The 25,097-nt window shown below is 38.3% G+C and carries 23 protein-coding genes and 1 tRNA gene; 13 read left to right on the top strand and 11 right to left on the bottom strand.

Features of this window, described 5'->3' with window-relative positions:
• The first annotated feature begins 140 nt into the window (after positions 1-140).
• From DUT68_RS11375 to DUT68_RS11365, 3 genes are all read left to right on the top strand, one after another.
• A complete protein-coding gene (locus tag DUT68_RS11375; protein ID WP_113638321.1) occupies positions 141-560 on the top strand; it encodes an IPExxxVDY family protein in 420 nt (139 codons plus the stop codon).
• Between the two features lie 126 nt (positions 561-686).
• Positions 687-2,117: a pyruvate kinase gene (gene pyk, locus DUT68_RS11370; protein WP_113638320.1), complete on the top strand. Its 1,431-nt coding sequence runs from the start codon at positions 687-689 to the stop codon at positions 2,115-2,117.
• A gap of 84 nt (positions 2,118-2,201) precedes the next feature.
• A tRNA-Ser gene (locus tag DUT68_RS11365) sits at positions 2,202-2,288 on the top strand.
• Positions 2,289-2,462: 174 nt separating this feature from the next.
• Here DUT68_RS11365 and DUT68_RS11360 read toward each other — a convergent pair.
• The gene (locus DUT68_RS11360) at positions 2,463-2,981 is read right to left on the bottom strand and encodes a hypothetical protein (RefSeq protein ID WP_113638319.1); all 519 of its coding nucleotides are present in this window, start codon (positions 2,979-2,981) and stop codon (positions 2,463-2,465) included.
• Positions 2,982-3,273: 292 nt separating this feature from the next.
• Between DUT68_RS11360 and DUT68_RS11355 the strand changes: the two genes are divergently transcribed.
• Entirely contained in the window at positions 3,274-5,598 is a 2,325-nt protein-coding gene (locus DUT68_RS11355; RefSeq protein ID WP_113638318.1) for a S9 family peptidase, read from the top strand.
• A gap of 52 nt (positions 5,599-5,650) precedes the next feature.
• On the opposite strand, the gene DUT68_RS18495 is transcribed toward DUT68_RS11355, so the two are convergent.
• The 5 genes from DUT68_RS18495 to DUT68_RS11330 all read right to left on the bottom strand — a co-directional run bounded on the left by DUT68_RS18495 (position 5,651) and on the right by DUT68_RS11330 (position 9,720).
• Positions 5,651-5,890 carry a hypothetical protein gene (locus DUT68_RS18495; RefSeq protein ID WP_113638317.1) on the bottom strand — a complete coding sequence of 80 codons (240 nt, stop codon included), beginning with the start codon at positions 5,888-5,890 and terminating at the stop codon, positions 5,651-5,653.
• Between the two features lie 4 nt (positions 5,891-5,894).
• The gene (locus DUT68_RS11345; protein WP_198659575.1) at positions 5,895-6,302 is read right to left on the bottom strand and encodes a c-type cytochrome; all 408 of its coding nucleotides are present in this window, start codon (positions 6,300-6,302) and stop codon (positions 5,895-5,897) included.
• Between the two features lie 43 nt (positions 6,303-6,345).
• Complete coding sequence (locus DUT68_RS11340; RefSeq protein ID WP_113638315.1) at positions 6,346-7,509, bottom strand: PQQ-dependent sugar dehydrogenase; 1,164 nt, start codon at positions 7,507-7,509, stop codon at positions 6,346-6,348.
• 73 nt (positions 7,510-7,582) lie between these two features.
• Positions 7,583-8,482: a bestrophin family protein gene (locus DUT68_RS11335; RefSeq protein WP_113638314.1), complete on the bottom strand. Its 900-nt coding sequence runs from the start codon at positions 8,480-8,482 to the stop codon at positions 7,583-7,585.
• A gap of 53 nt (positions 8,483-8,535) precedes the next feature.
• Positions 8,536-9,720, bottom strand: coding sequence for a class I SAM-dependent rRNA methyltransferase (locus DUT68_RS11330; protein ID WP_113638313.1), 1,185 nt, complete (start codon positions 9,718-9,720; stop codon positions 8,536-8,538).
• 163 nt (positions 9,721-9,883) lie between these two features.
• Here DUT68_RS11330 and DUT68_RS11325 point away from each other — a divergent pair, with 163 nt between their 5' ends.
• The 5 genes from DUT68_RS11325 (at position 9,884) to DUT68_RS11305 (ending at position 14,692) form a co-directional block, all read left to right on the top strand.
• Positions 9,884-10,219 (top strand): tRNA-binding protein, encoded by a 336-nt coding sequence (locus DUT68_RS11325; RefSeq protein WP_113638312.1) that lies wholly within the window; start codon positions 9,884-9,886, stop codon positions 10,217-10,219.
• 224 nt (positions 10,220-10,443) lie between these two features.
• On the top strand, positions 10,444-10,923 hold the full coding sequence (locus tag DUT68_RS11320) for a nucleoside deaminase (RefSeq protein ID WP_113638311.1): 480 nt from the start codon (positions 10,444-10,446) through the stop codon (positions 10,921-10,923).
• A gap of 80 nt (positions 10,924-11,003) precedes the next feature.
• Positions 11,004-11,615 carry a superoxide dismutase gene (locus DUT68_RS11315; RefSeq protein ID WP_113638310.1) on the top strand — a complete coding sequence of 204 codons (612 nt, stop codon included), beginning with the start codon at positions 11,004-11,006 and terminating at the stop codon, positions 11,613-11,615.
• A 319-nt stretch (positions 11,616-11,934) separates the two neighbouring features.
• Entirely contained in the window at positions 11,935-13,170 is a 1,236-nt protein-coding gene (locus DUT68_RS11310; protein ID WP_113638437.1) for a serine hydrolase domain-containing protein, read from the top strand.
• 319 nt (positions 13,171-13,489) lie between these two features.
• Entirely contained in the window at positions 13,490-14,692 is a 1,203-nt protein-coding gene (locus DUT68_RS11305) for a DUF763 domain-containing protein (protein WP_113638309.1), read from the top strand.
• Positions 14,693-14,787: 95 nt separating this feature from the next.
• On the opposite strand, the gene recG is transcribed toward DUT68_RS11305, so the two are convergent.
• The 5 genes from recG to meaB form a co-directional block, all read right to left on the bottom strand.
• Positions 14,788-16,896 (bottom strand): ATP-dependent DNA helicase RecG, encoded by a 2,109-nt coding sequence (recG, locus tag DUT68_RS11300; RefSeq protein ID WP_113638308.1) that lies wholly within the window; start codon positions 16,894-16,896, stop codon positions 14,788-14,790.
• A 5-nt stretch (positions 16,897-16,901) separates the two neighbouring features.
• On the bottom strand, positions 16,902-17,807 hold the full coding sequence (locus DUT68_RS11295) for an EamA family transporter (RefSeq protein ID WP_113638307.1): 906 nt from the start codon (positions 17,805-17,807) through the stop codon (positions 16,902-16,904).
• 6 nt (positions 17,808-17,813) lie between these two features.
• Positions 17,814-18,194 carry a RidA family protein gene (locus DUT68_RS11290; protein ID WP_113638306.1) on the bottom strand — a complete coding sequence of 127 codons (381 nt, stop codon included), beginning with the start codon at positions 18,192-18,194 and terminating at the stop codon, positions 17,814-17,816.
• A 100-nt stretch (positions 18,195-18,294) separates the two neighbouring features.
• The gene (locus DUT68_RS11285) at positions 18,295-19,632 is read right to left on the bottom strand and encodes an OmpA family protein (RefSeq protein ID WP_113638305.1); all 1,338 of its coding nucleotides are present in this window, start codon (positions 19,630-19,632) and stop codon (positions 18,295-18,297) included.
• 256 nt (positions 19,633-19,888) lie between these two features.
• Entirely contained in the window at positions 19,889-20,803 is a 915-nt protein-coding gene (gene meaB, locus DUT68_RS11280; RefSeq protein ID WP_113638304.1) for a methylmalonyl Co-A mutase-associated GTPase MeaB, read from the bottom strand.
• Between the two features lie 111 nt (positions 20,804-20,914).
• Between meaB and DUT68_RS11275 the strand changes: the two genes are divergently transcribed.
• Genes DUT68_RS11275 through DUT68_RS11260 form a run of 4 tightly spaced genes read left to right on the top strand, consistent with a single transcriptional unit; the run spans position 20,915 to position 25,094 of the window.
• Positions 20,915-22,747 (top strand): ABC transporter ATP-binding protein, encoded by a 1,833-nt coding sequence (locus DUT68_RS11275; protein ID WP_113638303.1) that lies wholly within the window; start codon positions 20,915-20,917, stop codon positions 22,745-22,747.
• A 3-nt stretch (positions 22,748-22,750) separates the two neighbouring features.
• Positions 22,751-23,557 carry an acyl esterase gene (locus DUT68_RS11270; protein WP_113638302.1) on the top strand — a complete coding sequence of 269 codons (807 nt, stop codon included), beginning with the start codon at positions 22,751-22,753 and terminating at the stop codon, positions 23,555-23,557.
• Positions 23,547-24,299 carry a glycosyltransferase family 2 protein gene (locus DUT68_RS11265; RefSeq protein WP_113638301.1) on the top strand — a complete coding sequence of 251 codons (753 nt, stop codon included), beginning with the start codon at positions 23,547-23,549 and terminating at the stop codon, positions 24,297-24,299. The genes DUT68_RS11270 and DUT68_RS11265 overlap by 11 nt, the downstream gene beginning before the upstream one ends.
• Before the next feature lie 3 nt (positions 24,300-24,302).
• The gene (locus DUT68_RS11260) at positions 24,303-25,094 is read left to right on the top strand and encodes a DUF5672 family protein (protein WP_113638300.1); all 792 of its coding nucleotides are present in this window, start codon (positions 24,303-24,305) and stop codon (positions 25,092-25,094) included.
• The last annotated feature ends 3 nt before the right edge of the window (positions 25,095-25,097 follow it).

Genomic DNA, 25,097 nt, shown 5'->3' with positions numbered 1-25,097 from the left:
TAATGGTTAAATAATTCTGTGCAAAGAAAAATAAATTCTCACACTTTTCAAATGTTTTTATTTCTCTATCAATTTTAAAGGTTTAAAACCCAAAGTAAAATTAGTTTTATAATTTCGTAATTCTAACAAAAAAATACATTTTGAACAAAACTTATTTAAAACTATCCCTCGATCTAGATTTCGTATTAATTGCCATTACAGCATCGTTAAAGGACTATGTTTTGTGTCATAAGATAAACACCAATCTCAATTTTGAGTTTTGTAAAATTGATGATCATGAAGTTTATTTCAATACGGATGAGCCGCCAATTTCTTTTTCTAAATATTATTTTTTTGTAGAAGAAGGCGAAAGAGAATATTACTTGGTGAGCAACCGTAACAGCGAAGGCTTCTTGGTTCCAGAAATGAACAAGGTTGATTTTTTCATGATTATCCATCAATTTATCGACAAAGAAGACCTCAATTTTACCATCAGCAGCCTGAACAAAATACCTGATATTCAGGTAGCTGCACAAATTGATGTAAAGAAATTAAAGTCAAAAGAAAATTTGGTAATGTAATTTTTATATTGTTAGTGTAGTAAATACACTATATTTGAATTATCAAATCAAACTGAAATAGTATAACAGCGCTGGGCCAAGCTTGCTAGATGGCACTTGTTTCGAGCGACAATAACAAAATAATTAATGAAACCTTTTCATTCAAGAACCAAAATTGTGGCCACCTTGGGCCCAGCATCAGCTAAACCAGATGTTTTGTACAGTATGTTTAATGCAGGTTTAGATGTTTGCCGTTTGAATTTTTCTCACGGTTCGCAAGCTGATCATCAAAAAGTAATCGATACCATTAGAGATATCAACAAAAAACACCAATACAATGTTGGTATTTTAGCCGATTTACAAGGTCCTAAAATTAGGATCGGTATGGTGAAAGATGGCGGTATCAACCTTATCAACGGAAATAAAACCGTAATTACCACGCAAGAGTGCATTGGCAACGAAGAGCGCATTTATATCACTTATGAGAATTTTCCTCAAGATGTGAAAGCTGGCGAAATTATCCTTTTGGATGACGGAAAGTTGCAAATGAGAGTTTTGGAAACCAATTACAAAGACGAAGTGGTGTGCGAAGTAGTACACGGCGGTATCTTAACTTCAAGAAAAGGTGTAAACCTTCCTAACACCAAAGTTTCTATTCCTTCTTTAACGATTGAGGACAAGAAAAATTTAGAATTTGTACTAGAAAGTGATGTAGAGTGGATTGGTCTTTCATTTGTTCGTAATGCTAATGATATCGTTGAACTGAAAGACATCATCAGAGAAAGAGGTAAAACTGCCCGTGTGGTAGCTAAAATTGAAAAACCTGAAGCTATTGCCAACATTGATGAAATTATTGCAGTAACCGACGCGGTAATGGTAGCTCGTGGAGATTTAGGTGTGGAAATGCCAATGGAAGAAGTGCCTTTGCTACAAAAAATGATCGTAAATAAATGCAGAGCAGCTAGTAAACCGGTAATTATTGCTACGCAGATGTTAGAAAGCATGATTACCACGCCACGTCCTACACGTGCAGAGGTGAACGACGTAGCTAACTCTGTACTTGATGGTGCTGATGCGGTAATGTTAAGTGGAGAAACATCGGTAGGTGAGTTCCCGCTGATTGTGATTGAAACCATGCAAAAAATCATCAACAACATTGAAGAGAACAACTACCCTTTCCACTCGGAGAAATTTTTAAAACCGAAATCAGATAGTTTCTTGGGTGATGCCGTTTGTGATTCGGCCTGTTTCCTATCTAAACAAACGGATGCCGTTGGTATTGTTACCATGACCTCAAGTGGTTACACTGCTTTTGAAGTTGCTAGCCACCGCCCTGAAGCACCAATTTTCACTTTTACGAGTAATGAGAGTTTGTTAAACACTTTAAGCTTGGTTTGGGGTGTTAGAGGTTTCTTTTACGATAAATTTGAGAGTACCGACAAAACCATTGAAGAAGTTAATGATTTGCTGAAAAAGAAAAAACTAGTTAAAAAAGGTGATGTGGTAATTAACACAGCATCAGTGCCACTAGTTAAAAGAAGCAGAACTAATACGGTAAAAGTTACTGTAATAGAATAATATTTGCATTATATTTTATGAATAGCTCCAGCCAAAAGTTGGGGCTTTTTTATTGCTTTAAAAATGCTATTTTTGCGGCTTAACGGAGAGGTGTCAGAGTGGTCGAATGAGCAAGCCTGGAAAGTTTGTATACTCGCAAGGGTATCGAGGGTTCGAATCCCTCCCTCTCCGCAACCTAAGTATTAAATTTGATCAAACCTACCAAATACTATCGTTTGGTGGGTTTTGTGTTTTAAATTAGTTTATTTTCCATCTTACTTTTCTAAAAATATCGTATCTAAATCGTTGTCTTTTCAAGCATAATTTAAAAAAGACAGCAATTTGTTACTGTTTCTTGTACTAGTGTCATATCATTGGAAAAGAAGAAATTTTGTTCTCAAATCTGTGTTCGCCTAGCATTTTCTTTAATTCCTTATCGAACTTGTAACCATAGAGGGAGGTAAAATAAAATATCTCCTCATGCTTAGTAGTCATCTTGATGTAGTAAAAATAATCATTGTATGGTAGTGTAGACACGCCTACTGGTGGATTAAAATGCTGATAAGTACCGATGATCTGAAGGTGTTGAATGTCGTCAAGAGAGATTGTTTTGTCACCAAATTCAAGTCTATCATCAAAAACCGTTAATGGATCATTGATTCCCGCATCTAAATAATTCCACAGAAGTATTAGGTTAGGCAGTAACATCATAAATACAAATCCGATTGCTGCAATTTGAATGACCAAATACAAATCAGAGTAATCCTCAGGAGTGATTCCAAAAGTTAAAATACCCAACAACATAACTCCAAAAACAAATGTCGTTAAGACATCCTTGAACGTGTAAGCAATGGTGGAAGTTGTTATTTTGAACGTTTTCATCATTTATACTGCATTATAATATAATTAATTTGATTAAAGAAATTTGTTCATCCTTTGCTCCATTTTTCGGGCAGCTAGAGTTATTGCATAGGTTAATCAAATGTCTATAATAGACTTTAACACCTCATTGCCCACTACAGATACTAACCCCGTGGCAAATCTATCTTGTTTCATTATTCACATCCACCACTAAGCATTAGCAAACAACTTTTTATCTACATTCTGTATCATTATTAATACCTTGTACAGTAAATCAATCGACGATTTTAATTTAGTTCATTATTTCTTTCTGAAAATGAAAAAACAACTATTAACCATCAGTACTATTTTAACAGTATTTACTTTGAAAGCTCAAAACAAAATACTTACCGCTAAGGATTACGAAAGGGCAGAGCAATTTTTAAGCTACAACGTTGAACCTTTAGTGGGCGGCACCGCGGTATACCCCAACTGGACTTCCGGTGAGCGCTTCAGATATTTAGCGAACACTAAAAACGGTAAAGAATTTTTACTGGTTGATCCGGCTAAAAAAAGCAAAGTAGCAGCGTTTGATCATCAAAAGCTAGCTGATGCGCTTAGCAAAGCAACGGGAAAAAAATACGAGCCTTATGCTTTGCCGTTCCAAAACATCAATTTTGCAGATGATGAGCAATCGTTCCAATTTATGGCCGATGGTCAACTTTGGAATTTCAATGTGAGTACCAACACATTAACGGAGAGCAAATCTGCAGCAGGCAGGGGATCTGCGGGCCGTGGTGGCGCAATGAACAGGATGGGCGGTTATGCAGAGTCGGTATCGCCCGATGGCAAAAAAGCCGTTTACATTAAAGATTGGAACTTATGGCTAAAGGATTTGGCTTCGAAAAAAGAAACGCAGCTTACCTTTGATGGCGTGAAAGATTACGGCTATGCTACCGACAATGCAGGTTGGAAAACCAGTGATAGAGCAATTGTTCGTTGGTCGCCAGATTCAAAAAAAGTAGCTACTTTTCAGCAAGATCAGCGCCACCTTAACGATATGTACCTTGTAACTACCAATGTTGGTGCGCCTACATTAAAAGCCTGGAAATACCCTTTGCCAGGCGATAAAGAAGTGGCCAAATTACGCAGAGTGGTAATTGACGTGGAAAATGCGAAGGTGGTAAGCTTGCAAATTCCTTTGGACGACCACCGCAGTTCGTTAAGTGATGATATTGTTGATGGTGGCCAACTAGCGGATATTGATTGGAATCCGGATGGAACGGAGTTTGCTTTTTTATCCACTTCTCGTGATCATAAAATTTCTAAATTACAACTGGCAAATGCAACCACAGGAGCCGTTAGAGAAATCTTTACTGAAACGGTGAAGACACATTTCGAATCGGGCGTAAACTCCATCAACTGGAGATATCTTCCTAAAACCAACGAAATTTTGTGGTATTCGGAACGAGACAACTGGGGCCATTTGTACCTATACGATGCCAAAACGGGCAAGCTTAAAAATCAGATCACCAAAGGAAATTGGTTAGTAGGCAGGTTAATTAAGGTTGATGAGAAAAATAGAAAGCTGTATTTCACCGGTTATGGCAGGGAAAAGGGAAACCCTTATTTTTCTTACCTGTACCAAATTAATTTTGACGGAAAAGGCCTCACCTTGCTTACACCTGACGAGGGCAACCATCAAGTAAGCTTCTCGCCCGATTTTAATTACATCGTTGATGCTTACTCGCAACCTAATGTGCCTACAGTTACGGTTTTACGCAACATTAAAGGAAAATTGATTGATGAGCTTGGCAGGGTTGATGTAAGTAAATTGACTGCCAAAGGTTGGAAAGCGCCTGATGTGGTGAAACTAGTTGCTGCTGATGGCAAAACTGATATTTACGGATTGATATTTACGCCAACTCAAATGGAAGCGGGGAAAAAATATCCTGTTGTAGACTATATTTATCCAGGGCCGCAGGGCGGAAGTGTGGGAAGTTGGTCGTTTGCTGCTACCAGAGGCGATCACCAAGCGCTTGCCGAACTGGGCTTTATTGTGGTGCTAATTGAAGGAACTAGCAACCCAATGCGTTCAAAAAGTTACCACGATATGAACTACGGAAATATGGGCGAAAACACCTTGCCTGATCAAATTACCGGAATTAAACAACTGGCAGAGAAATATCCTATCGATACTGATAAAGTGGGAATTTGGGGGCATTCGGGAGGCGGTTTTGCCACTGCTGCTGCTTTGTTCAAATATCCTGATTTTTTCAAAGTAGGTGTGTCGCAGGCAGGTAATCACGATAATAGAAACTACGAAGATGATTGGGGCGAGCGATACAACGGTTTGGCAGAAAACTCGGACTATGCCGCACAAGCCAACCAAACCCACGCTAAAAACCTAAAAGGAAAATTGATGTTAGCACATGGTATGATGGACAATAACGTACCACCGTACAATGTTTATTTAGTAATTGATGCGTTAAATAAAGCTAACAAAGATTATGATTTAGTGCTATTTCCTCATAGCAGCCACGGCTTTGGAGCTAACAATCCGTATATGATGCGCCGCAGATGGGATTACTTTGTAAAGCACTTACAAGGAGCAGAGCCGCCAAAAGAGTTTAACTTAAGAGGTACCAACCAAAATCAATAATATGCTGCTACAGACTTACGAAGTTTTGGAAACTTCGTAAGTCTTAAAAGATTCAAGAATTATCATCTAGCTTTCGTTTGGCTTTCACATGATCCGCCAATTCATACGTTGATTTTTGTTCATCGCCTTTGGCGCTTTTCTTATCTATCAACAAAAGAATGATCAAGGAAATAATTGGTATGAGGAAAGAGATAAAAAACCAGAACCAAAAGCTTTTTCCAATGCTTCGGGCATAAATTCCCGCTACCAACTGAGGGATCATCAAAAAACACAGTAGCAGTATTTCTGGCATTGGCTTACTTCTCTTTAATTTCAGCCACCTGCTTTTCGGTAACTAAGGTTAAATTTTTATTGCCGAAAGAATTTCTGATATAATTCATTACATCCGCAATTTCATCATCAGCAAAGCCAGATGGCGGCATTGCATTGTTATAATCAACACCGTTTACCTTTACTGCACCTCGCATCCCAAACTTTATAGCATGTATTGCTTTTTCAGGATACTTTATTAAAAAATCAGCTTTTGCTAAGGGAGGAAATGTTCCTTTCAGTCCTTCTCCATTGGCTAAGTGGCAGGTAATACAACTTTCCTCATAAAGCGCCTTCCCCCTTTGTACGCTCTTGCCTAGTTCATCCTGCGGAGCAGAAAAAAACACAAGTGCATATAATGAGGCACAACCTAAGCTTAATACTATTTTCATCATTCCTAATATTTAACAGCACGTTGAAATGCCTGCTTACTAAACTTTAAGATTTAGGGCTGATTTTAACAATCGAACCATTGCTTTCTATCACAACATAGATATTGCCATCCGGACCTTCTTTTAAATCTCTTACCCTTCCTATTTTTTCGAAAACAACTTCCTTCTTCACTACCTTGTTATCCTTAACTACCAAATGCTCAATATTTTGGAATTTAAGAGAACCCACCAACAAATCGCCATTCCAATCTTTAAACTTCGTACTGGTAACAAAAGTCATTCCGCAAGGTGCAATTGATGGTTTCCAATAAATTACAGGTTGTTCCATTCCTGGCGCTTCGGTTTTATCAGATATAATTGAATTATCGTAATCAATGCCATAAGTGATTAATGGCCATCCATAATTTTTACCTTTTTCAACAATATTTAGCTCGTCGCCTCCTTGCGGGCCATGCTCATGCTCCCAAATGGTGCCATTTTTTGGATGCATCACCAAGCCCTGCGGGTTACGATGACCATAGCTCCAAATCTCTGGCAAAGCATCTTTAGTTTTCACAAAAGGGTTATCCGTAGGAATTTTACCATCTTCATGCAATCGCACCATTTTACCTTGCGCTTTGCCCAAATTTTGGGCATTTTCTTTTTGACCTCTTTCACCCAAAGTCAAAAATACATAGCCTTTTTTATCGAATAATATTTTTCCACCGAAGTGCACACCGCCCTTTACATTAGGGCTAGCTTTGTATAAATGCTCAATATTTGTCAATTCATATCCGTTCAATTTAGCACGCATTAAAGCGGTATTTGCACCACCATCTTCTCCAGCTTCCCCTTCTTTTTTAGGTGATGAATAACTGATGTAGATCCATCCGTTTTCCTTATAATTAGGATGCAACACCACATCAAGCAAACCGCCTTGCCCACGGAAATAAACCTTAGGAATACCAGTAATTTCTTTTGGATCTAGCTGTCCTCCTTTAATGATGCGTAATTTTCCAGTTCTTTCAGTAACTAAAGCCTTACCATCAGGCAAAAAAGCCATAGACCAAGGCATGTTTAAGCCCGTAACAATGGTTTCTGTTTTAAACTTACTGTCATCTAAATTAGGCTTTTCCGACGAGCTGCTGCTAAATAGTACCGCAGCGCATGCCATTAGCGCAAAACCGAATAAAAACTTTATTGACTGCTGTATTGAAGTTCCAAATTTCATAAAGGGAATTTTTCCTAAAGATATTAATAAGGCTCAAAAATATAGTGTAAATAGCGCATTACAAACCTAATAACTACAATACGTACTCATCGTTAATTGGTGTAACGGGCGCCGGTATTTCTTCTTCTCCCATCATCTGCAACAAATTAATTTCGATGGTTCTGGTAATTTGATTTAGTGGAATTCCAGCTACGTTGTTTTCAAACGGATCAACCAAATTCATCCCGTTAATTTGGGTCGATACAAATACGAAGCCAATCATCCAGCCCATAAAAATTGACCATACACCCATTTCCTGACTGATTACTAAGGTAAAACTTACCACAAAAAGCCAAATGAAAACCTTAGTGAGGTAGCTGTAGGTAGTTGGGAATACCGTATTTTTAATTCGTTCGCTCATACCCATCTCATCGCTAAAACGCACCAACATTTCATTAATTTGGATGAACCTAAAACCATCAACCTGGTTGGTTTTTGAGAGCAGTTCTAAATCATCCGATTGTTTGTGCAAAATTGCATTGTGCTTATTGCTTTGTTTATCTACATATTTCCATTCAGCATCATCCAAGTACTTAGGATAATTGGTATCAGCTACACCCCTTAAAGCGCCTTTAAGTGCATACAAAAATGCGATATGCCTGCGGATCATCCGTTTCACAATTACATCATTTGCTTCGCTTTGCGGCACATAACTTAGTAAACTCCTGGCAAAAGACCGAGAATCGTTAACCAAGCCTCCCCAAACTTTTCTTGCTTCCCACCATCTATCGTAAGCTTGGTTATTGTTAAAACCTATAAAAAAAGCAATTGCAGTTCCTAAAACCGTTGGAATAATGGTTGGGATAGAAAAATGGTGTGCAATTAGGTACTCGCGAATGAAATAAGCTCCCATGCAGGAAGCAATCATAATTAAATCTACCTGCCAAGTATTACGTACTATTCTACTCAGCCGAATATTATTGATAAGAAGCATTGGTATTTCTGTTTGTTGGTTTGTTCAACACCAATTTACAGAAATTGTTTTGCTTATACTACACGCACCAACAAGCCTTTTAAATATTCACCTTCTGGAAAAGAGAGCCTTACGGGATGATCTTCCGGCTGGCAAAACTGTTTGATGATTTGCACTTCCTTACCAGCATCCAAAGCCGCCCAAGCGATAATTTGCTTAAAGGTTTCGATATCGACTGCACCTGAGCAAGAAAAAGTAGCTAATAAGCCTCCGCTTTCTAACAGCATCAAACCACGACGGTTCAAATCTTTATAGGCACGAGCAGCTCTATCCAACGCAGAGCGAGACGGTGCGTATTTCGGAGGATCTAACACCACCACATCAAATTTCTGCAACTCATCATTAAATTGACGTAACTGCTTGTTTACATCACTTTGTATGGCAGTATGTTTGCTGGCATCAAATTGGTTCAATGCAATGTTCTGTTTTAACGTTTCAATTGCTAAAGCAGAGCTATCTACCGATGTTACATGGGATGCGCCCTCCAGCAAGGCATTTAAGCTAAAACCGCCACTATAGCTAAAGCAGTCGAGCACTTTTTTATTTTTGGTGTAAGAAGCCAAGATTTTTCGGTTATCACGTTGGTCGCAATAGAATCCAGATTTCTGTCCTTCAGCAATGTTGATGTGGTACTTAATGCCGTTTTCTTTTACTTCGATAAACTCCTCTGGATTTTCTCCCCAAAGCAAGCCATTCTCGGCGGTGATGCCTTCATGTGTACGAGCAGTAGCATCACTCCTATCAAAAATACCTTTAGGCTGCAACAGCTTTACAAGAGCCGAAATAATTACCTCCTTCGCTTTTTCAATTCCGGAGCTTAAAATTTGTACCGAAAGGAAATCAGCATATTTATCTACAATTAAGCCAGGCAAAAAATCGGCTTCGCTAAAAATTAACCTACAAGCGGTGGTGTTTTCATTCAATAAATTAGCACGCCCAGCAATGGCAGTTTTAATTTTACTTCCATACCAATCTGCATCAATTGTGGCTTCCTCATTCCATTCTATCAGCCTAACTGCCACTCTCGATTGATCGTTGTAATATCCATAAGCCAAAAATTCTCCATTTGCATCTATCACACGTACTACCTCTCCATTTGCAGGTTTTCCTTTTACCTTATCCAGTGCACCTGAAAATATCCATGGGTGATGTTGATAAACCGCTTTTTCTTTACCTTTTTTTAGCTTGATTTCTACCATTTCGCAAAGATATGTAAAAGTGGTCAGTTGTTAGGAATCAGTAGTTAGTTACAGAAACTTGTTTTATAACCGCAAATAGCACGGGAAAAGATAATTTATAAATACTTCTTTAAATAAACCTTGTGCGCTTCGTGTCTTGGTGGTTTAATATTATTTTTACAGGATGGAAGAAATCACATGGAACGATTTTGAAAAGGTAGAACTTAGAGTAGGAACAATTATTGAAGCTTTTGACTATCCGGAAGCTAGGAAACCCGCTTACAAAGTAAAAGTAGATTTTGGCGATTTTGGAATAAAGACGAGCAGTGCGCAAATCACTAAACATTATACCATTGAAGATTTAATTGGAAGACAGATTGTTGGCGTGGTAAACTTTCCTAAAAAACAGATTGGCAAGTTCATGAGCGAATTTCTGGTAACAGGCTTTGCCGACGAGAACGGTGATATCGTATTAAGCACTGTAGAACGTAAAGTGCCAAACGGCAGTAAGTTGATATAATCAGAAGTTTAAAGCCAACAAGCCCGATGACCAACCCCAATCGTAATTCGTAAATCTAAAATCGTAAATCAAATGTCAGAAAGTTTAAAGCCCACAAGCCCGATGACCAACCCTAATCGTAATTCGTAAATCTAAAATCGTAAATCAAATGTCAGAAAGTTTAAAGCCCGCAAACCCGATGACTAACCCCAATCGTAAGTCGTAAATCTAAAATCGTAAATCAAATGTCTTTCTATAATTTCGAATCAGGTACCAACCCACAACAGGAAGATGAGCATTTTATGCGCTTGGCTTTAAACGAAGCTAAAAAAGCTTACGATGCGCAGGAAATTCCTATTGGCGCAATCGTGGTTTGCAAGGGAAAAATCATTGGTAGGGGCTACAACCTTACTGAGCAGTTGAACGATGTTACTGCACATGCCGAAATGCAGGCGTTTACCGCAGCAGCTCAAACCTTGGGTGGTAAGTATTTGAAAGATTGCACACTTTACGTTACTATTGAGCCTTGTGTAATGTGCGCAGGCGCAAGTTACTGGACGCAAATTAGCAGAGTGGTGTATGGTGCTAAAGAAGAAAAAAGAGGTTTTACCAAGATCAACCAAAACCTTTTGCACCCTAAAACGTTGTTAACTGGAGGTGTTTTGGCCGAAGAATGCGGCAGTTTAATGTCAGCATTTTTTATCAATAAGCGCAAACAAAGTTGACAAACAATTGAATAAAACTTAACGTATCTCTATTATATTTGTAGAGATAACATTTAAATAACCTTAAAATACATATTATTATGGCTTTTGAATTACCAGCGTTAGCATACGCAACAGACGCATTAGAACCACATATCGACAAAGCAACCATGGAAATCCACCATGGAAAACATCACCAAGCTTATGTTACCAACTTAAACAAAGCTTTGGAAGGCAAACCTGAAGCTAACAGCAACATCGAGGATATCATCAAAAACATTTCGAAGTTCCCTGCAGCTGTGCGCAACAATGGTGGTGGCCACTTTAATCACACTTTATTTTGGACTGTGTTAGGTCCTAACAAAGGTGGCGAGCCAACCGGAGATTTAGCAAAAGCAATTAACGAAGCTTTCGGTTCTTTCGCTGATTTTAAAACTAAAATTCAAGAAGCAGGTGCAACTCGTTTCGGTTCAGGTTGGGCTTGGCTTTCTGTAGGTGCTGATGGCAAACTGTTTGTTTCATCTACACCAAATCAGGATAATCCATTAATGGATATTGCTGAACAAAAAGGTACGCCTATTTTTGGTATTGATGTTTGGGAGCATGCTTACTACTTAAAATACCAAAACAAACGCCCTGATTATTTAGCTGCAATTTGGAATGTAGTTAACTGGGATGCAGTTGCAGAGCGTTACAAAAAAGCAAAAGTTTAAGCCTACACATTAGGTTAAATAATTCGATTCTTCGAAGAAGAAAAATAGCCTGCAAAGGCGCAAAGCCCCGACCAAAAGTTGGGGCTTTTTAGTTTACTTTGGTACTTATACCTGTGATCACATCAAAAATTTGCTCTTATATACTGAATGAATTTTTAAGTCGAATAAATTGACCTTACAAAATAGATGGCATGGTAAAATCCGCCAAGTGATGATCGAAATCCAATTAATAGTTTAGCACAACAATGTTTAAAACTCTTTTGTCGTTAAGTTTTAAAGAATGCTTAATTTTCCAGCTTTTAACACTTGCTACACATCAATGAAATTTAATATACTACTTACAGCTATAGCCCTCTCCGTATGTACCCTAACCGCCTGCACTAGCAAAGAAGAAAAAGAGAAGAAAAGTGCTGAAAATAAAAAACTCAGAAAACCCGAAGATGATAAAGCTGACAGCCTGCTATTGGTTTACGACAATAAGAAAGAAGACAAGTGGATTGCTGATTTCGTAAATAATCTTCATAAAAAATACAATTTTAATGGCAACGTTCTAGTAGCTAAAGAAGGGAAAATCATTTATCAAGGCGCTAAGGGCTGGGCAGATTACCTGCATCGCGATAGCTTAAAAATCAATTCTGAATTTGAGCTGGCTTCTATCACTAAAACTTTTACTGGTACTGCCATTATGCAATTAGTGGAAGCAGGCAAGCTTAGCCTAGATGATAACGTTAAAAAATTCTTTCCAAATTTCCCTTATGATGGTATAACGGTGAGGCTGTTGTTACCACACCGTAGTGGAATGATGAATTACGTGTACTTTATAGATGACATTTGGCGCAAAGAAAAACGCAACATGAAAAAAGGCATCACCAACCAAGAAGTAATGGATGTGATTGCCGAGAAAAAACCTAATCCATACACACAACCTGACAGAGTATTTCACTACAACAACTCGAACTACATGGTATTAGGTGCTATTGTTGAAAAAGTGAGCGGCATGCGTTATTCGCAATACATGATGGAACATATTTTTAAACCCGCCGGGATGAAACACACTCATGTATATTCGAAAGCGGAGTATGAAAAAATTCCGGTAGACGTAGTAGGGCATGATCGCAATAGTTTCCGCTACTCTGTGGTACAAAACTTTTTAGATGGGCCAGTTGGTGATAAAGGAATTTATAGCACAATACATGATTTGGTATTGTACGACAAATACCTTCGTAACGAAAGACTGCTCAAAAATTCATCTTTAGACTCAGCCTATAAAGGCAGGAATAAACCTGTTAATGGTCACTTTAATTATGGCTATGGCTGGCGCATGTTCGATGGCAAAGGAATGGATAAGGTGGTTTATCATACAGGCTGGTGGCATGGTTTCCGACACATTTATGTGAGAGATTTGGACAAAGATATTGTGGTAATTTTTTTAGGTAACCTAACCAATGGCAGCTTACTCCATTTAGACGATTTGTACAAGCATTTAAAGATGCCTATTATTCGTAAAGGAGCCTACACAGGCAGTGGTTCTGCTCCAGGCAGCGACGAGGATTAATCCTTAAACAGTGAATTGCATTAATTAGAGGCGCAAACAATGTGCTTCTATGTTGCTATGTTCCCGCCCGACCTGTCCCGATAACTTCGGGATGCGTTTAATCTTTTTGTGTACGCTATCCGAAGTTCAAAATGATTGCTACAAAAAGGATATCACCCCTTTGCAAATTACTCCGCTTTCTTTAAAATCACTAAAGAACACTTACGAAGTTTTGGAAATGTCGTAAGTGCAATGAAAACATCTTAAATCTCTACTCCCTGCTTAAACTTTCAAAATCTTAATGCATTAATTCGCTAAATTTTGCTAAATTTGTTAGCAAATGAAAAGAACAGGTCTTGCTGATTTACCTTTACATTATGGCGCCGTTCCGCCTTGGCTTGCCGAACGGATGGCAAAATTAGGCTTGGCCATTACGGAGCAAATTTTAGCCAACAAAGGCAAAAAAGATTTCTTAAGCAGAATGAGCAGCCCTTTTTGGTTTCAAAGCCTGGGCGCAGTAATGGGCATGGATTGGCATTCCTCTGGTATTACTACTTCTGTAATGGCTGCTTTGAAAAAAGCAATCAATCCTAACGCTGCAAGCTTTGGTTTATATGTTTGCGGTGGTAAAGGTAAGTTTTCAAGAGAAACACCAGCCGAACTGAATAAGTTTGCGTTACAGCACGGTTTAGATGCCGACAATTTAGTGCGAAGCAGCAAACTCTCCGCAAAGGTAGATAACACAGCAATACAGGATGGCTTCCAGCTTTATCAGCATAATTTTATTGTAAGTACTGAAGGTGAGTGGACGGTAGTGCAGCAAGGCATGAGTGATATCAGCTCAACTGCCAGGAGGTATCATTGGCACTCTGCAAATGTACAATCCTTTACCGATGCTCCACATACGTTTATTTACGGGCAAAATCAGGGTAAAATTTTAAACCTTACGGATAAAAAGGCGCAGCCGGTTAAAAATTCCATGTTGGAAATAATGGCTGAACCCCCGCAAAAAATGCTTGCAGAAATTAGCAAACTAGTGATGCCCAAGCATCATGATGTAAAAGCAAAAGACGTTGATTTAAAACGGCTAGGTTCTGTTTTATGGCTGGCACAGAATAACAACATCTCTAATTTCGATGAACTGTTATTACTAGAAGGTTTGGGTCCTCGTACTTTGCAGTCGTTAGCCCTGGTTAGCGAAGTAATTTACGGCGCTCCTTCACGGTTTAAGGATCCAGCAAGGTTTTCATTCGCAAATGGTGGTAAAGATGGGCATCCTTTTCCGGTTCCAGTAAATGTTTACGATGAAACCATTAACACGTTGAATGATGCCATTCAAAAATCAAAAATTGGCAATAGTGATAAAGCACAGGCAATTAAATCACTTTACCAAATTGCTGCACGGGCAGAAAAAGATTTCATCCCAAATGGAAACTTTGATGAATTGATTGAAAAAGAAAGAGCAGATTCATGGAAGTACGGAGGTAGGACGGTGTTTGGAAAGGCAAAGAAACCGGATAATCAGTTAGACTTATTTAGTTAGCCGCCATATAAACGCAATCATTTTAGTAGTCTGTTTTTTGAAATGCAAAAGACTTACGAAGTTTTTGAAAACGTTTTTAAGTCTACAAATGAGCGCTAGGAAATCTTGTCGAAACTAATGCCCGTATGCTTTTTAGCAAGGTAATTTCTTAGCAAAATATTTTCAGGAAGTTGAACATTTGGATCCTTATCGAGAAGTTCAATAACGGTATTTCGTGCCTCTTGCAAAATCACTTGATCTTTTGCCAAATCTGCAACTTTAAGTTCTACAGTACCACTTTGCATAGTGCCAGTGATATCTCCAGGGCCACGCAATTCCAAATCAATTTCCGAAATTTCAAATCCATTATTGGTGCGAACCATGGTCTCAATCCTCTTTTTAGACGTAGGATTAAGTTTGTCCTTCGACATTAAAATACAAAACGACTGCTCAGCGCCACGGCCAACTCGCCCACGTAATTGATGCAATTGCGATAGACCAAATCGCTCTGCATTTTCAATCACCATCACCGAAGCATTAGGCACATTAACACCAACTTCAATCACAGTAGTGGCTACCATAATTTGTGTTTTGCCGTCAATAAACTGCTGCATTTCAAACTGTTTATCTGCATTACTAAGTTTTCCATGCACTATACTGATTTGATATTGCGGCCTTGGGAATTGATAGCTCAACTGCTCAATACCAGCTTCCAAATGAAGCAAATCCAATTTCTCACTCTCTTTAATCAATGGATAAACGATATAGACCTGACGGCCTTTAGCAATCTCCTCTTTCATCATCCCAAACATGCGCATGCGCCTACTTTCCACAAAATGCAGCGTTTGTATCGGTTTTCTCCCTGCGGGCAGCTCATCAATAACAGAAACATCTAAATCACCGTATAAAGTCATCGCCAACGTTCGTGGAATGGGCGTAGCTGTCATCACCAAAATATGCGGAGGCACTACGTTTTTCCGCCAAAGCTTTGCTCGCTGCTCAACACCAAAGCGATGTTGCTCATCAATCACTACCAAACCTAGGTTTTTGAATCGCACTTTATCCTCAATTAGTGCGTGGGTACCAACCAAAATATCAATTTCTCCACTTTCCAACTGCTGGTGTAAAACGGTACGCTGTTTTTTGGTGGTACTTCCAGTAAGTATAGCAACATTCACCAATTCGCCTTTCAACATCCCAACTAAGGACTCGTAGTGTTGGCGGGCTAGAATTTCCGTAGGTGCCATCATACAGGCCTGACAACCGTTATCATTGGCAAGCAACATGCTCATTAGCGCAACTACGGTTTTTCCACTACCCACATCGCCCTGCACCAAGCGGTTCATTTGAGCACCTCGTTGAGTGTCAAGTCTAATTTCTTTAACCACCCGTTTCTGTGCATTAGTTAAATCAAAAGGGATAATTTCGCTATAAAACCTGTTAACACGAGTACCCACATTACTAAATAACGCTCCCTTGAACTTTAAACTTCTTAAATGCTTATTATGCAACAGTTGTAGCTGAATAAAAAATAGCTCTTCAAACTTAAGGCGGCGCTCTGCTTGTTGCAGCCACTTTGCATCTGCAGGAAAATGGATGTGAATTAGCGCATCTTTTTTGCTGATCAGCTTATACTTATCCAATATATGCTGTGGCAAGGTTTCTCTAACTTCCCTAGCAAATTGTTCTACAACCTGCTGTTGCAGTTTTTGGATTCCTTTGCTATCTAAAAAATTCTTCTTTAATTTCTCTGTTGAATGGTATATCGGTTGAAGCGTAATGTTTCCCGTTATTCCAGTGTTTTTTCGGGGGTAAGTTTCCAAATCGGGATGCGATATGCTAAAACTACCGTTAAAAAATGTAGGCTTGCCAAAGGCGATGTAATAATTTCCAGTAAAGATATTATCCTCCACCCATTTTAAGCCCTGAAACCACACTAGCTCCATGATTCCGGTATCATCCTGAAACCTAACTACAATTCGTCTTTTTTGCTTTTCACCAACAATTTCCCTGCTCATCACCTTACCTATTATTTGCACCAATGGCATATCAGGATTAAGCTCAGCAATTTTGTAAAACCGGGTTCTATCGATGTATCGAAATGGATAATAATGTAAAAGCTGTTCACAGGTAAAGCAACCTAGTTCCTTATGCAGCAACTCAGCACGTTTAGGGCCCACACCTTTCAAGTAGGCTAAAGGAGTCTCTAAGTTAGATGCGTACAAAGCTTTTAATTTCTTTTAAAAGTAATCATACCTTTAATTAGGTTCCAGTTAAACAGAAAAACAGCAAACAACAATAGTGCGTAGGCAGTAAGTTGGTGCGGGTCAATCTTTTCCTTAAAATAGATAATCGCTACGGCAAAAGCAATAATAGGGTTGATATAAATAATGATCCCCAAGGTTGACGATGGAATGCCGATTAAAGCAAAAAGGCTTAAAAACAATGGAAACACTGTGAACAGCACTGCGATAAGCACAATGTTCAACCAAAAACTACTTTCCAAGGGCAATCCCGTATGCTGATAAATGAAGAAAGGAAGCATCATTATAACAGAAATGGTAATTTGTACCGCTAGTACATTTAGCTTATCAAGTCCTTGCATTTTACGCTGTATAATTAGGTAAAACGCATATAGCGCAGCAATTACCACCGACCAAGTGACTTCCAGCAACGAGCCGGTTGCAAGCATAAGTATACTTACAGTAGCTAGTACAAGCGCCACAATTTGTATTTTGTACAGGTGCTCCTTTAAAATGATGAACCCGCCAAAGGCAGTAATTAATGGGCAAACCATGTAAGCAAAAGCACCCGACTTGATACTTACATTGTTGATGGCATAAATAAAAGTGTACCAGTTAAGTACCAATAAAATGGTTGCGCCAACAATCTGATATATCAGCTGCCTACGTTTTAATCCATCAATTTGCTTAAAATAACTGATATCTGCCAGCAATTCCTTTCTTCTAAATAAAAAGATAGCCAGCCAGATTACCAGTAACGATGTAAAAATCCGGTAATATAAAATCTGCTCAGATGGATAGCCTTGAAGATTGCGCAAAGGAATGGCAAAAAAACCCCAAATAACGGCAGCAAATACACCTGAGGCTAGATACTTTGTTTTATTACTTGACACCAACGACTAGCCTTTATATGCAGTTACAGAAATCTCTACGTTTACGCCTTTAGGAAGACCTTTAACCGCTACGGTTTCTCTTGCAGGAAAGTCGCTTTCGAAATAAGATCCATAGATTTCATTTACGGCAGCAAATAAAGACATGTCCGACAAAAATATGGTGGTTTTTACAATATGTTCGAAGCCATATTCCGACTCTACCAACAGAGCTTTAATGTTGCGCATTACTTGATGTGTCTCTTCTTCTAAAGAATCGATGTTGAGCTCATTACTTTCTGGGTTAATTGCAATTTGACCTGATGCAAATAAGAAACCATTAGCTATTACAGCTTGGCTATATGGGCCTATTGGAGCGGGAGCATTAGTTGAATGGATAATTTTCTTCATGATATGTTAGTATGTATTAAGATTTATAGCGCAAAATTAGGCATAAAAAAAGAGTCCCGATATAAAACCGGGACTCTTTTATATTTTTTACTAGAAAGAATTAGTTTCTAGAAGTTTCAACGCGACGGTTTTGAATACGACCTTCTTCTGTATCGTTAGAAGCAATTGGTTTAGTTTCACCGTAACCTTTAACAGCTACGCTGCTAGCGTTAACACCTGAATTTACTAAGTAAGTTTTTACTGAGTTAGCTCTATCTTTAGATAACTTCATGTTGTATGCAGCAGTACCTTCGCTTGAAGCGTGACCAGCTACAGTCACTTTACCACCGTTTTCACGCAAGATAGAAGATAATTTATCTAAAGTAGGGTATGATTCTGTTTTCAATACTGAACTGTTGAACTCAAACTGGATAGTTTCGAAACCAGTTACGCTTGAAGTAGCAGCAGCAGTAGTAGTTGGCTCAGGGAATTTGATTGTACGACCAGAACCATCAACTACAGCACCTGGAGCTGAATTAGGTTCTTTGTCAAACATATCAGCAACACCGTCACCATCGCTATCTTTTTTCAAATCTTCAACAGATTTTTCTACGTTAGCAACACGGTTTTTCAAAGCCTCAACTTCTTGACGTAATGAAGGATCTTTCAATTCATCATACATCATAGCTAATGGGTTAACCCAATCCAAGTTAGGTTTAGATTTAGAACCTAATGAGAACTCTAAACCAGCTGAAGTGTAAGAAAACTTATCGTTAGAAGGCGTTTTAGCATAAGTTCCATCGAAGTTATCACCGTCAACAAAGTTCATAGTATAAGCTAAGTTGAAAGATACACGATCAGAAACTTTGAACTTGATACCAGCACCTACAGGGATGTACGCTTGTTTCACATAAGAATCATTGATACCTCTAGCTTCTTTCAAAGTTTTCCAGTTAGTTACTGTACCATTTGAAGCAGTTACAATTGGATTGTAAGCAGCTAAACCGTAACCAGCAGTAACGAAGAAATTAACTGAGTTTTCGCGACGTAAGAAGTCAACAGTTGCAACGTTTACAACACCTCTGATATCAGCAGCATACTGAAGCTCAGTTTCGAACATGTTGTTAGGAGCACCAACTTTTTCGTTGTTACCCGAAACTTTTCCACGGAAAACATTAGCTTCTAAACCAAAAGCATGGCCTAATTGCTTACGTAAAGAGATACCATAACCTAAGTTAACATCCCAGTTAGAATAGTCGTTTGCACCGCCAGTTACTACAACTGGAGCCAAAACACCTGCATTAACACCTAAAGACCAGGTTCTGTACTGTGCTCTACCACCAAATACCTTGGCAGATGAGCTAGTTGCTGGAGCATCCTGAGCGCTAGCAAGAGATGTTACTCCCACTAAAGCTACTAAAGAAGCTGCAACGCCCTTTTTTAAAGTAGAATAATTCATAATTTTCTTTTTAAGGTTAAACAAAATATTTTATTGTATAATTTTTTGCATTACAAAATTAAACAAATTTTTATAATCTCAAAACGTTACACAAACTCCGTTCCAAACCTGCCCTTAAGCGCAAAAAACCTTAAAAAACAAGTTTTTTAATTGATACACAGCTATTTTAAAGTGGAATTTAAAGAAATACTGGAATGATACCAAGAACGGAGTGATTTATTACAAACAGCACAGGAGTACTAAATTTAATACACGCTTACAAAACACCTGCTTCAAAGTCATCAACAAATGCATAAAGATTAAAATTCTCTGAATTTTGCCTATTTTCTAGTAACGATATCAGTTTTGTCTTATCAACATCTTTCATCCTTTTTGCCTCAATTAATTGAAATGCTTTTTGAGCTAGCAGGTAAGCTTTTTTATTGTTTGGCATTGTTTGGGTGTTTAACATCCAGTCGCATAAAGCTTCAACTCCCAAAGCCTTTTCTGCAACGGTTTTAAAAACGGGAATACTTTGATACTGCTCCCTCAGCATTTTTTGAAGTTTATTAGCGAAACCATCCGCCCCTTCTCGATCTGCTTTATTGACTACGAAGGCTTGCGCAATCTCCATTAGTCCAGATTTGATGTGCTGAATTTCATCGCCAGCTTCCGGCACTAATACCAAAACTGTTTTATCAGCTAAACCGGCAATTTCTACTTCGGATTGGCCAACACCTACGGTTTCTACTAGGATTACATCGAAAGCAGCCGCTCTTAGTACATCAAGCATTTCCATGGTTTTACTTGAAAGACCACCAAGAGAACCTCTAGTGGCAATTGATCTGATATACACATCCGGATGGTTGAAATGCTTAGCCATCCGGATCCTATCTCCTAAAAGCGATCCGTAATTAAAAGGCGAAGTGGGATCAACAGCCAATATCGCCACCCGGAGGTGTCGTTGGCAAAACACATCCGTAATAGCATTAACCAAAGTACTTTTTCCTGCTCCCGGCGGACCCGTTATACCAATAATTGGTGTTTCATTTTTGGGCTTAAGCTTTTTTAGTAATTCGTTTGCAGGCGAAATATCGTTTTCAACAAAAGTTAAGGCCCTAGCCAAGGCCCGCACATCGCCTTGCGCAATTTTTTCAATTAACTGGTCGATATCTACTTTGGCCTTAATCATATCAACAAAGAAACACAATTTATCATTTATCGCAAATACAAGCAGTTAAGACAGCCTTATGATACAAGATTATTTAAATTACTGTAACTTTGTTGTCTTTGTACATTTTGAATGAAAATATATTTTAGGTTATTATCCTTTGCTAAACCCATAGAAAAATTTGCTATACCCTATGTAATAGCTACAATGTTGTCCATCATTTTTGGCACATTAAATCTTGCGCTTTTATCGCCTCTTTTTGAAACTCTTTTAAAAACTAAAAAATCAGAAGTTGAGGTTAAGCCGGCAGCCGAACATCTCTCTACATTTGATATCCTAGGGAAATTTAGAGCTTTTGTGAACAATTCAATCGACTCAGTTGGTGCTGAAAAAACGCTTGCTTATGTGTGTGTTGTAATTGTTATTTCTGTACTGCTTTCAAATCTTTTCAAATATTTCTCGCAGCGTATTATGGAAGATTTAAGGGTGCACACCTTACTAAATTTCAGGCGTTCGGTATTTAACAATGTAATGAATTTGCATGTTGGCTTTTTCAACAATGAACGAAAGGGAGATATCATTTCAAAGGTTGCTTCGGATGTGCAGGTGGTGCAGTTTACCGTTACCAATACCCTGCAAGTGGTATTTAAAGAACCGGTAACGCTAATTGTTTACATCATCATGTTGCTTACCATTTCTGCCAAACTAACCCTTTTTTCTCTTTTAGTTATTCCAGTTTCTGGATTTATCATCAGCAAAATTGTAAAAAGATTAAAGCAACAGGCTAAGGAAGCTCATGAATCTTTCGCTAAAATGATTGGCTTTTTGGACGAAGCATTAAGTGGTATCAAAATCATTAAGGCCTTCAATTCATCAGAGAGGATCAAAGAAAAATTTAACCAAGAAAACATCTTCTACTCTAACCTTAACAGAAAAATGGTGCGTCGCCAACAACTTGGCTCGCCAGTTTCGGAGTTTCTTGGCGTGCTGATGGTTGCCGTTATTGTTTGGTATGGCGGCACTTTAATTCTACATAATGAAGAAAATGCGTTAGCTCCTGCAGATTTCATTGCTTATATTGCTATTTTCTCTCAAGTAATGCGCCCAGCCAAAGCACTTACAGATTCATTTAGTGGTATCCACTCTGGTATTGCCGCTGGAGAAAGGGTATTGGAATTGATTGATACAAAAGCTGAACTGACCAATAAAGCTGATGCAAAAACACTTGATAACTTTAACGAAGCGCTAATTTTGAACAATGTAAGTTTTGCTTACGGTGATAAACAGATTCTGAAAAACATCAACGTAACGATAAATAAAGGCAAAACTGTAGCTTTGGTTGGCCCATCTGGGGGCGGTAAAAGTACCTTGATGGATTTGATGCCTCGCTTTCACGACCCTAAAGAAGGTAGTTTGGTGATAGACGGTCATGATTATAAAGATTTAACTGTAGAAAGTATTAGGGCACAAATGGGCATCGTTAATCAGGAATCGTTTTTATTTAATGATACCATTTTTAACAACATTGCCTTTGGCAAACCTGATGCAACTGAAGAGGAAGTTGTTAACGCAGCAAAAATTGCCAATGCCCATGAATTTATTGTTAACACGGAAAACGGCTATCAAACTAATGTAGGTGATCGTGGTAATAAATTATCTGGTGGTCAACGCCAAAGGGTGTGTATTGCAAGGGCAGTGCTGGCAAATCCGCCGATTATGTTATTGGATGAGGCCACTTCTGCGTTAGATACAGAATCGGAAAAATTGGTGCAAGAAGCTTTAAACAACTTGATGCAAAACCGTACTTCTATTGTTATTGCACACAGACTAAGCACCATACAACATGCCGACGAAATTGCAGTTATTGACAAGGGAGAAATTGTGGAGAAAGGTTCGCACACAGCGTTGTTGGCTAAGAAAGGCCTTTACTATCGCTTAATTGAGATGCAAACTTTTAATGATTAACGTATGATTGGCTACCTTGGAGCGAAATCAATTGAAGAACAAGTTAATGCGTATGAATTTTCTGTTTGCACATTAGTAAGCAGGGGCGAGGAGTATGCTCTTTTATTGGAATCTTTACAAGCAGCCGGATTTAACGAGCAGAATACGGAGTTCATCTATCTAGACAATTGCGATAAAAACAACTTTGACGGTTACCAGGGAATCAACTTATTTTTGCAGCAAGCGACGGGAAAATACATCATTATCTGCCATCAGGATATTTTATTCAATAAAGATAATATTGATGACTTAAGAGCTCGCCTAGAAGAGCTGTCCGAAAAGGATTCAACATGGGCGGTTTGTGGCAATGCAGGTGCAAAAGGCCCAAACCATATCGTTTACCACATTTCTTACCCCGATGACTTGTTTATGAGCAAAGGAAATTTTCCTCAGAAAGTTCATTCGCTGGACGAGAATTTTATCGTGGTTAAAAATCATACCTACCTTAATGTTTCGGCTGATTTAAAAGGCTTTCATTTATATGCGACTGACTTATGTTTGCGAGCTGAGCTTAGTGGATTTTCAAGCTACGTTATTGCTTTTAACCTCACCCATAAAAGCCGGGGCAACAAAGACCAATCGTTTTTTAAGCTGCGAGAAAAAATGATCAAAAAATACGATCATTTTTTCAGAAGCCGATGGATACAGACAAACTCAACAAACTTCTATCTGTCGGGCACTTTTTTAGGTAGACTTTGCGGAAATCCATTAAGTCTATTTTTTGTGCGTATGGTAAATGGCATTAAAAAGAGACTGAAAAATGGACATTAAAGGTGGTTACGGACTTGGTAAAAAGCGGGATGAGAGCGTTCCATTAATAAGTGTAATTACACCCGTATTTAACGCGGAGCAATTTATTGAGAGATGTATTGGCAGTGTTATTGAGCAAAACTACCCTAATATTGAGCACATTATTTTAGATGCTGGAAGTAATGACAACACTATTTCCATCGTAAAGGCACACGCCGAAAATGTAGCTTTTTGGCAGTCGCAGCCTGACCGCGGAATATATGATGCTATGAATAAGGGAGCTAACATTGCCGCAGGTGAATGGCTTTTCTTTTTAGGGGCAGATGACCGCCTAGAAGCCGGATTTAGCGAAATGTGCTATGCACTAAAAGACATCAACACTGTTTATTATGGAAATATAAAAATAGGTGGTAAAATTAAGGGGTTTCCTTACAGCGCCTTTCAAGTGGCGGCCCTTAATATTCCGCATCAATGTATTTTCTATCCTAAAAATATTTTTTCGCAGTACCAATATAATTTAGCTTATAAAATCCGGGCTGATCATGATCTTAATATCAGATGTTTTGGCGATAAACTATATAAATTCAAGTATTTGCCTTATTTGATAGCTGAATACGCTGAAGGTGGTTATTCTAGTTCGTTTGTAGACGATGCATTCTTTAAAGATAGAGATCGAATTATTCTAAGGCACTTAGGCTTACTAACTTATTTACGCTATAAAGTAAGAAGAATAAGGCATTACATTAAAGGCAGAAAAAGCTAGCTCATGAATAACAATGTTGTTGTAGTTCCAATTTATAAAAATGCACTAAGCTGCTATGAAGAAATCTCTTTAACGCAATGCTTCCACATATTTAAAAACAACGATATAGTGATGGTTAAGCCCAGGCATCTTAACGTGAATGCATTATTGGAGAAGTATCCATTTGATAACGTTATCGTTTTTGACGATCATTTTTTCAAAGACATTCATGGTTATAATGAGCTGATGTTGTCCTCGCAATTTTACCAAAGCTTTTTGTCATATCAGTTCATGCTAATTTATCAAACTGATGCATATGTGTTTAAAGACGACCTTAACTACTGGTGCGGTTTAGGTTTTGATTACATTGGCGCCCCTTGGTTAAAGCCAATAAAAAATAGCAATGCTATCAAAGTGGCTATATTCAAATTAAAAAGCTATTGGTATACCAAGTTTAATGTTAAACGAAATGGATTGCCCAAAAGCAAGCAGTTCTACAACAAGGTAGGCAATGGAGGTTTTTCACTTAGGAATATCAAGCTATTTTACGAACTAAGCATCAAAGAGAAAAAACTTGCCGACTACTATATTGGATTAAGGAATTTAGCTTTCAACGAAGATCTTTTCTGGTCAATAGAAATTAATCGAAAAAGAAAGAGGTTACACATACCTAATTACAAGATTGCTTGTAAATTTTCAATAGAAACTTATCCTGAAACCGCTTTCGAAATTAACCAAGAAAAATTGCCTTTTGGCTGCCATGCTTGGGAAAAACACTTAGATTTTTGGAAAGACAAAATAGCCGGTTGTTTATAGCGT

Origin of the sequence: Pedobacter zeaxanthinifaciens (assembly GCF_003313335.1) — a bacterium.
Lineage (GTDB): Bacteria > Bacteroidota > Bacteroidia > Sphingobacteriales > Sphingobacteriaceae > Pedobacter > Pedobacter zeaxanthinifaciens.
This window is presented reverse-complemented; position numbering and strand designations above follow the sequence as displayed.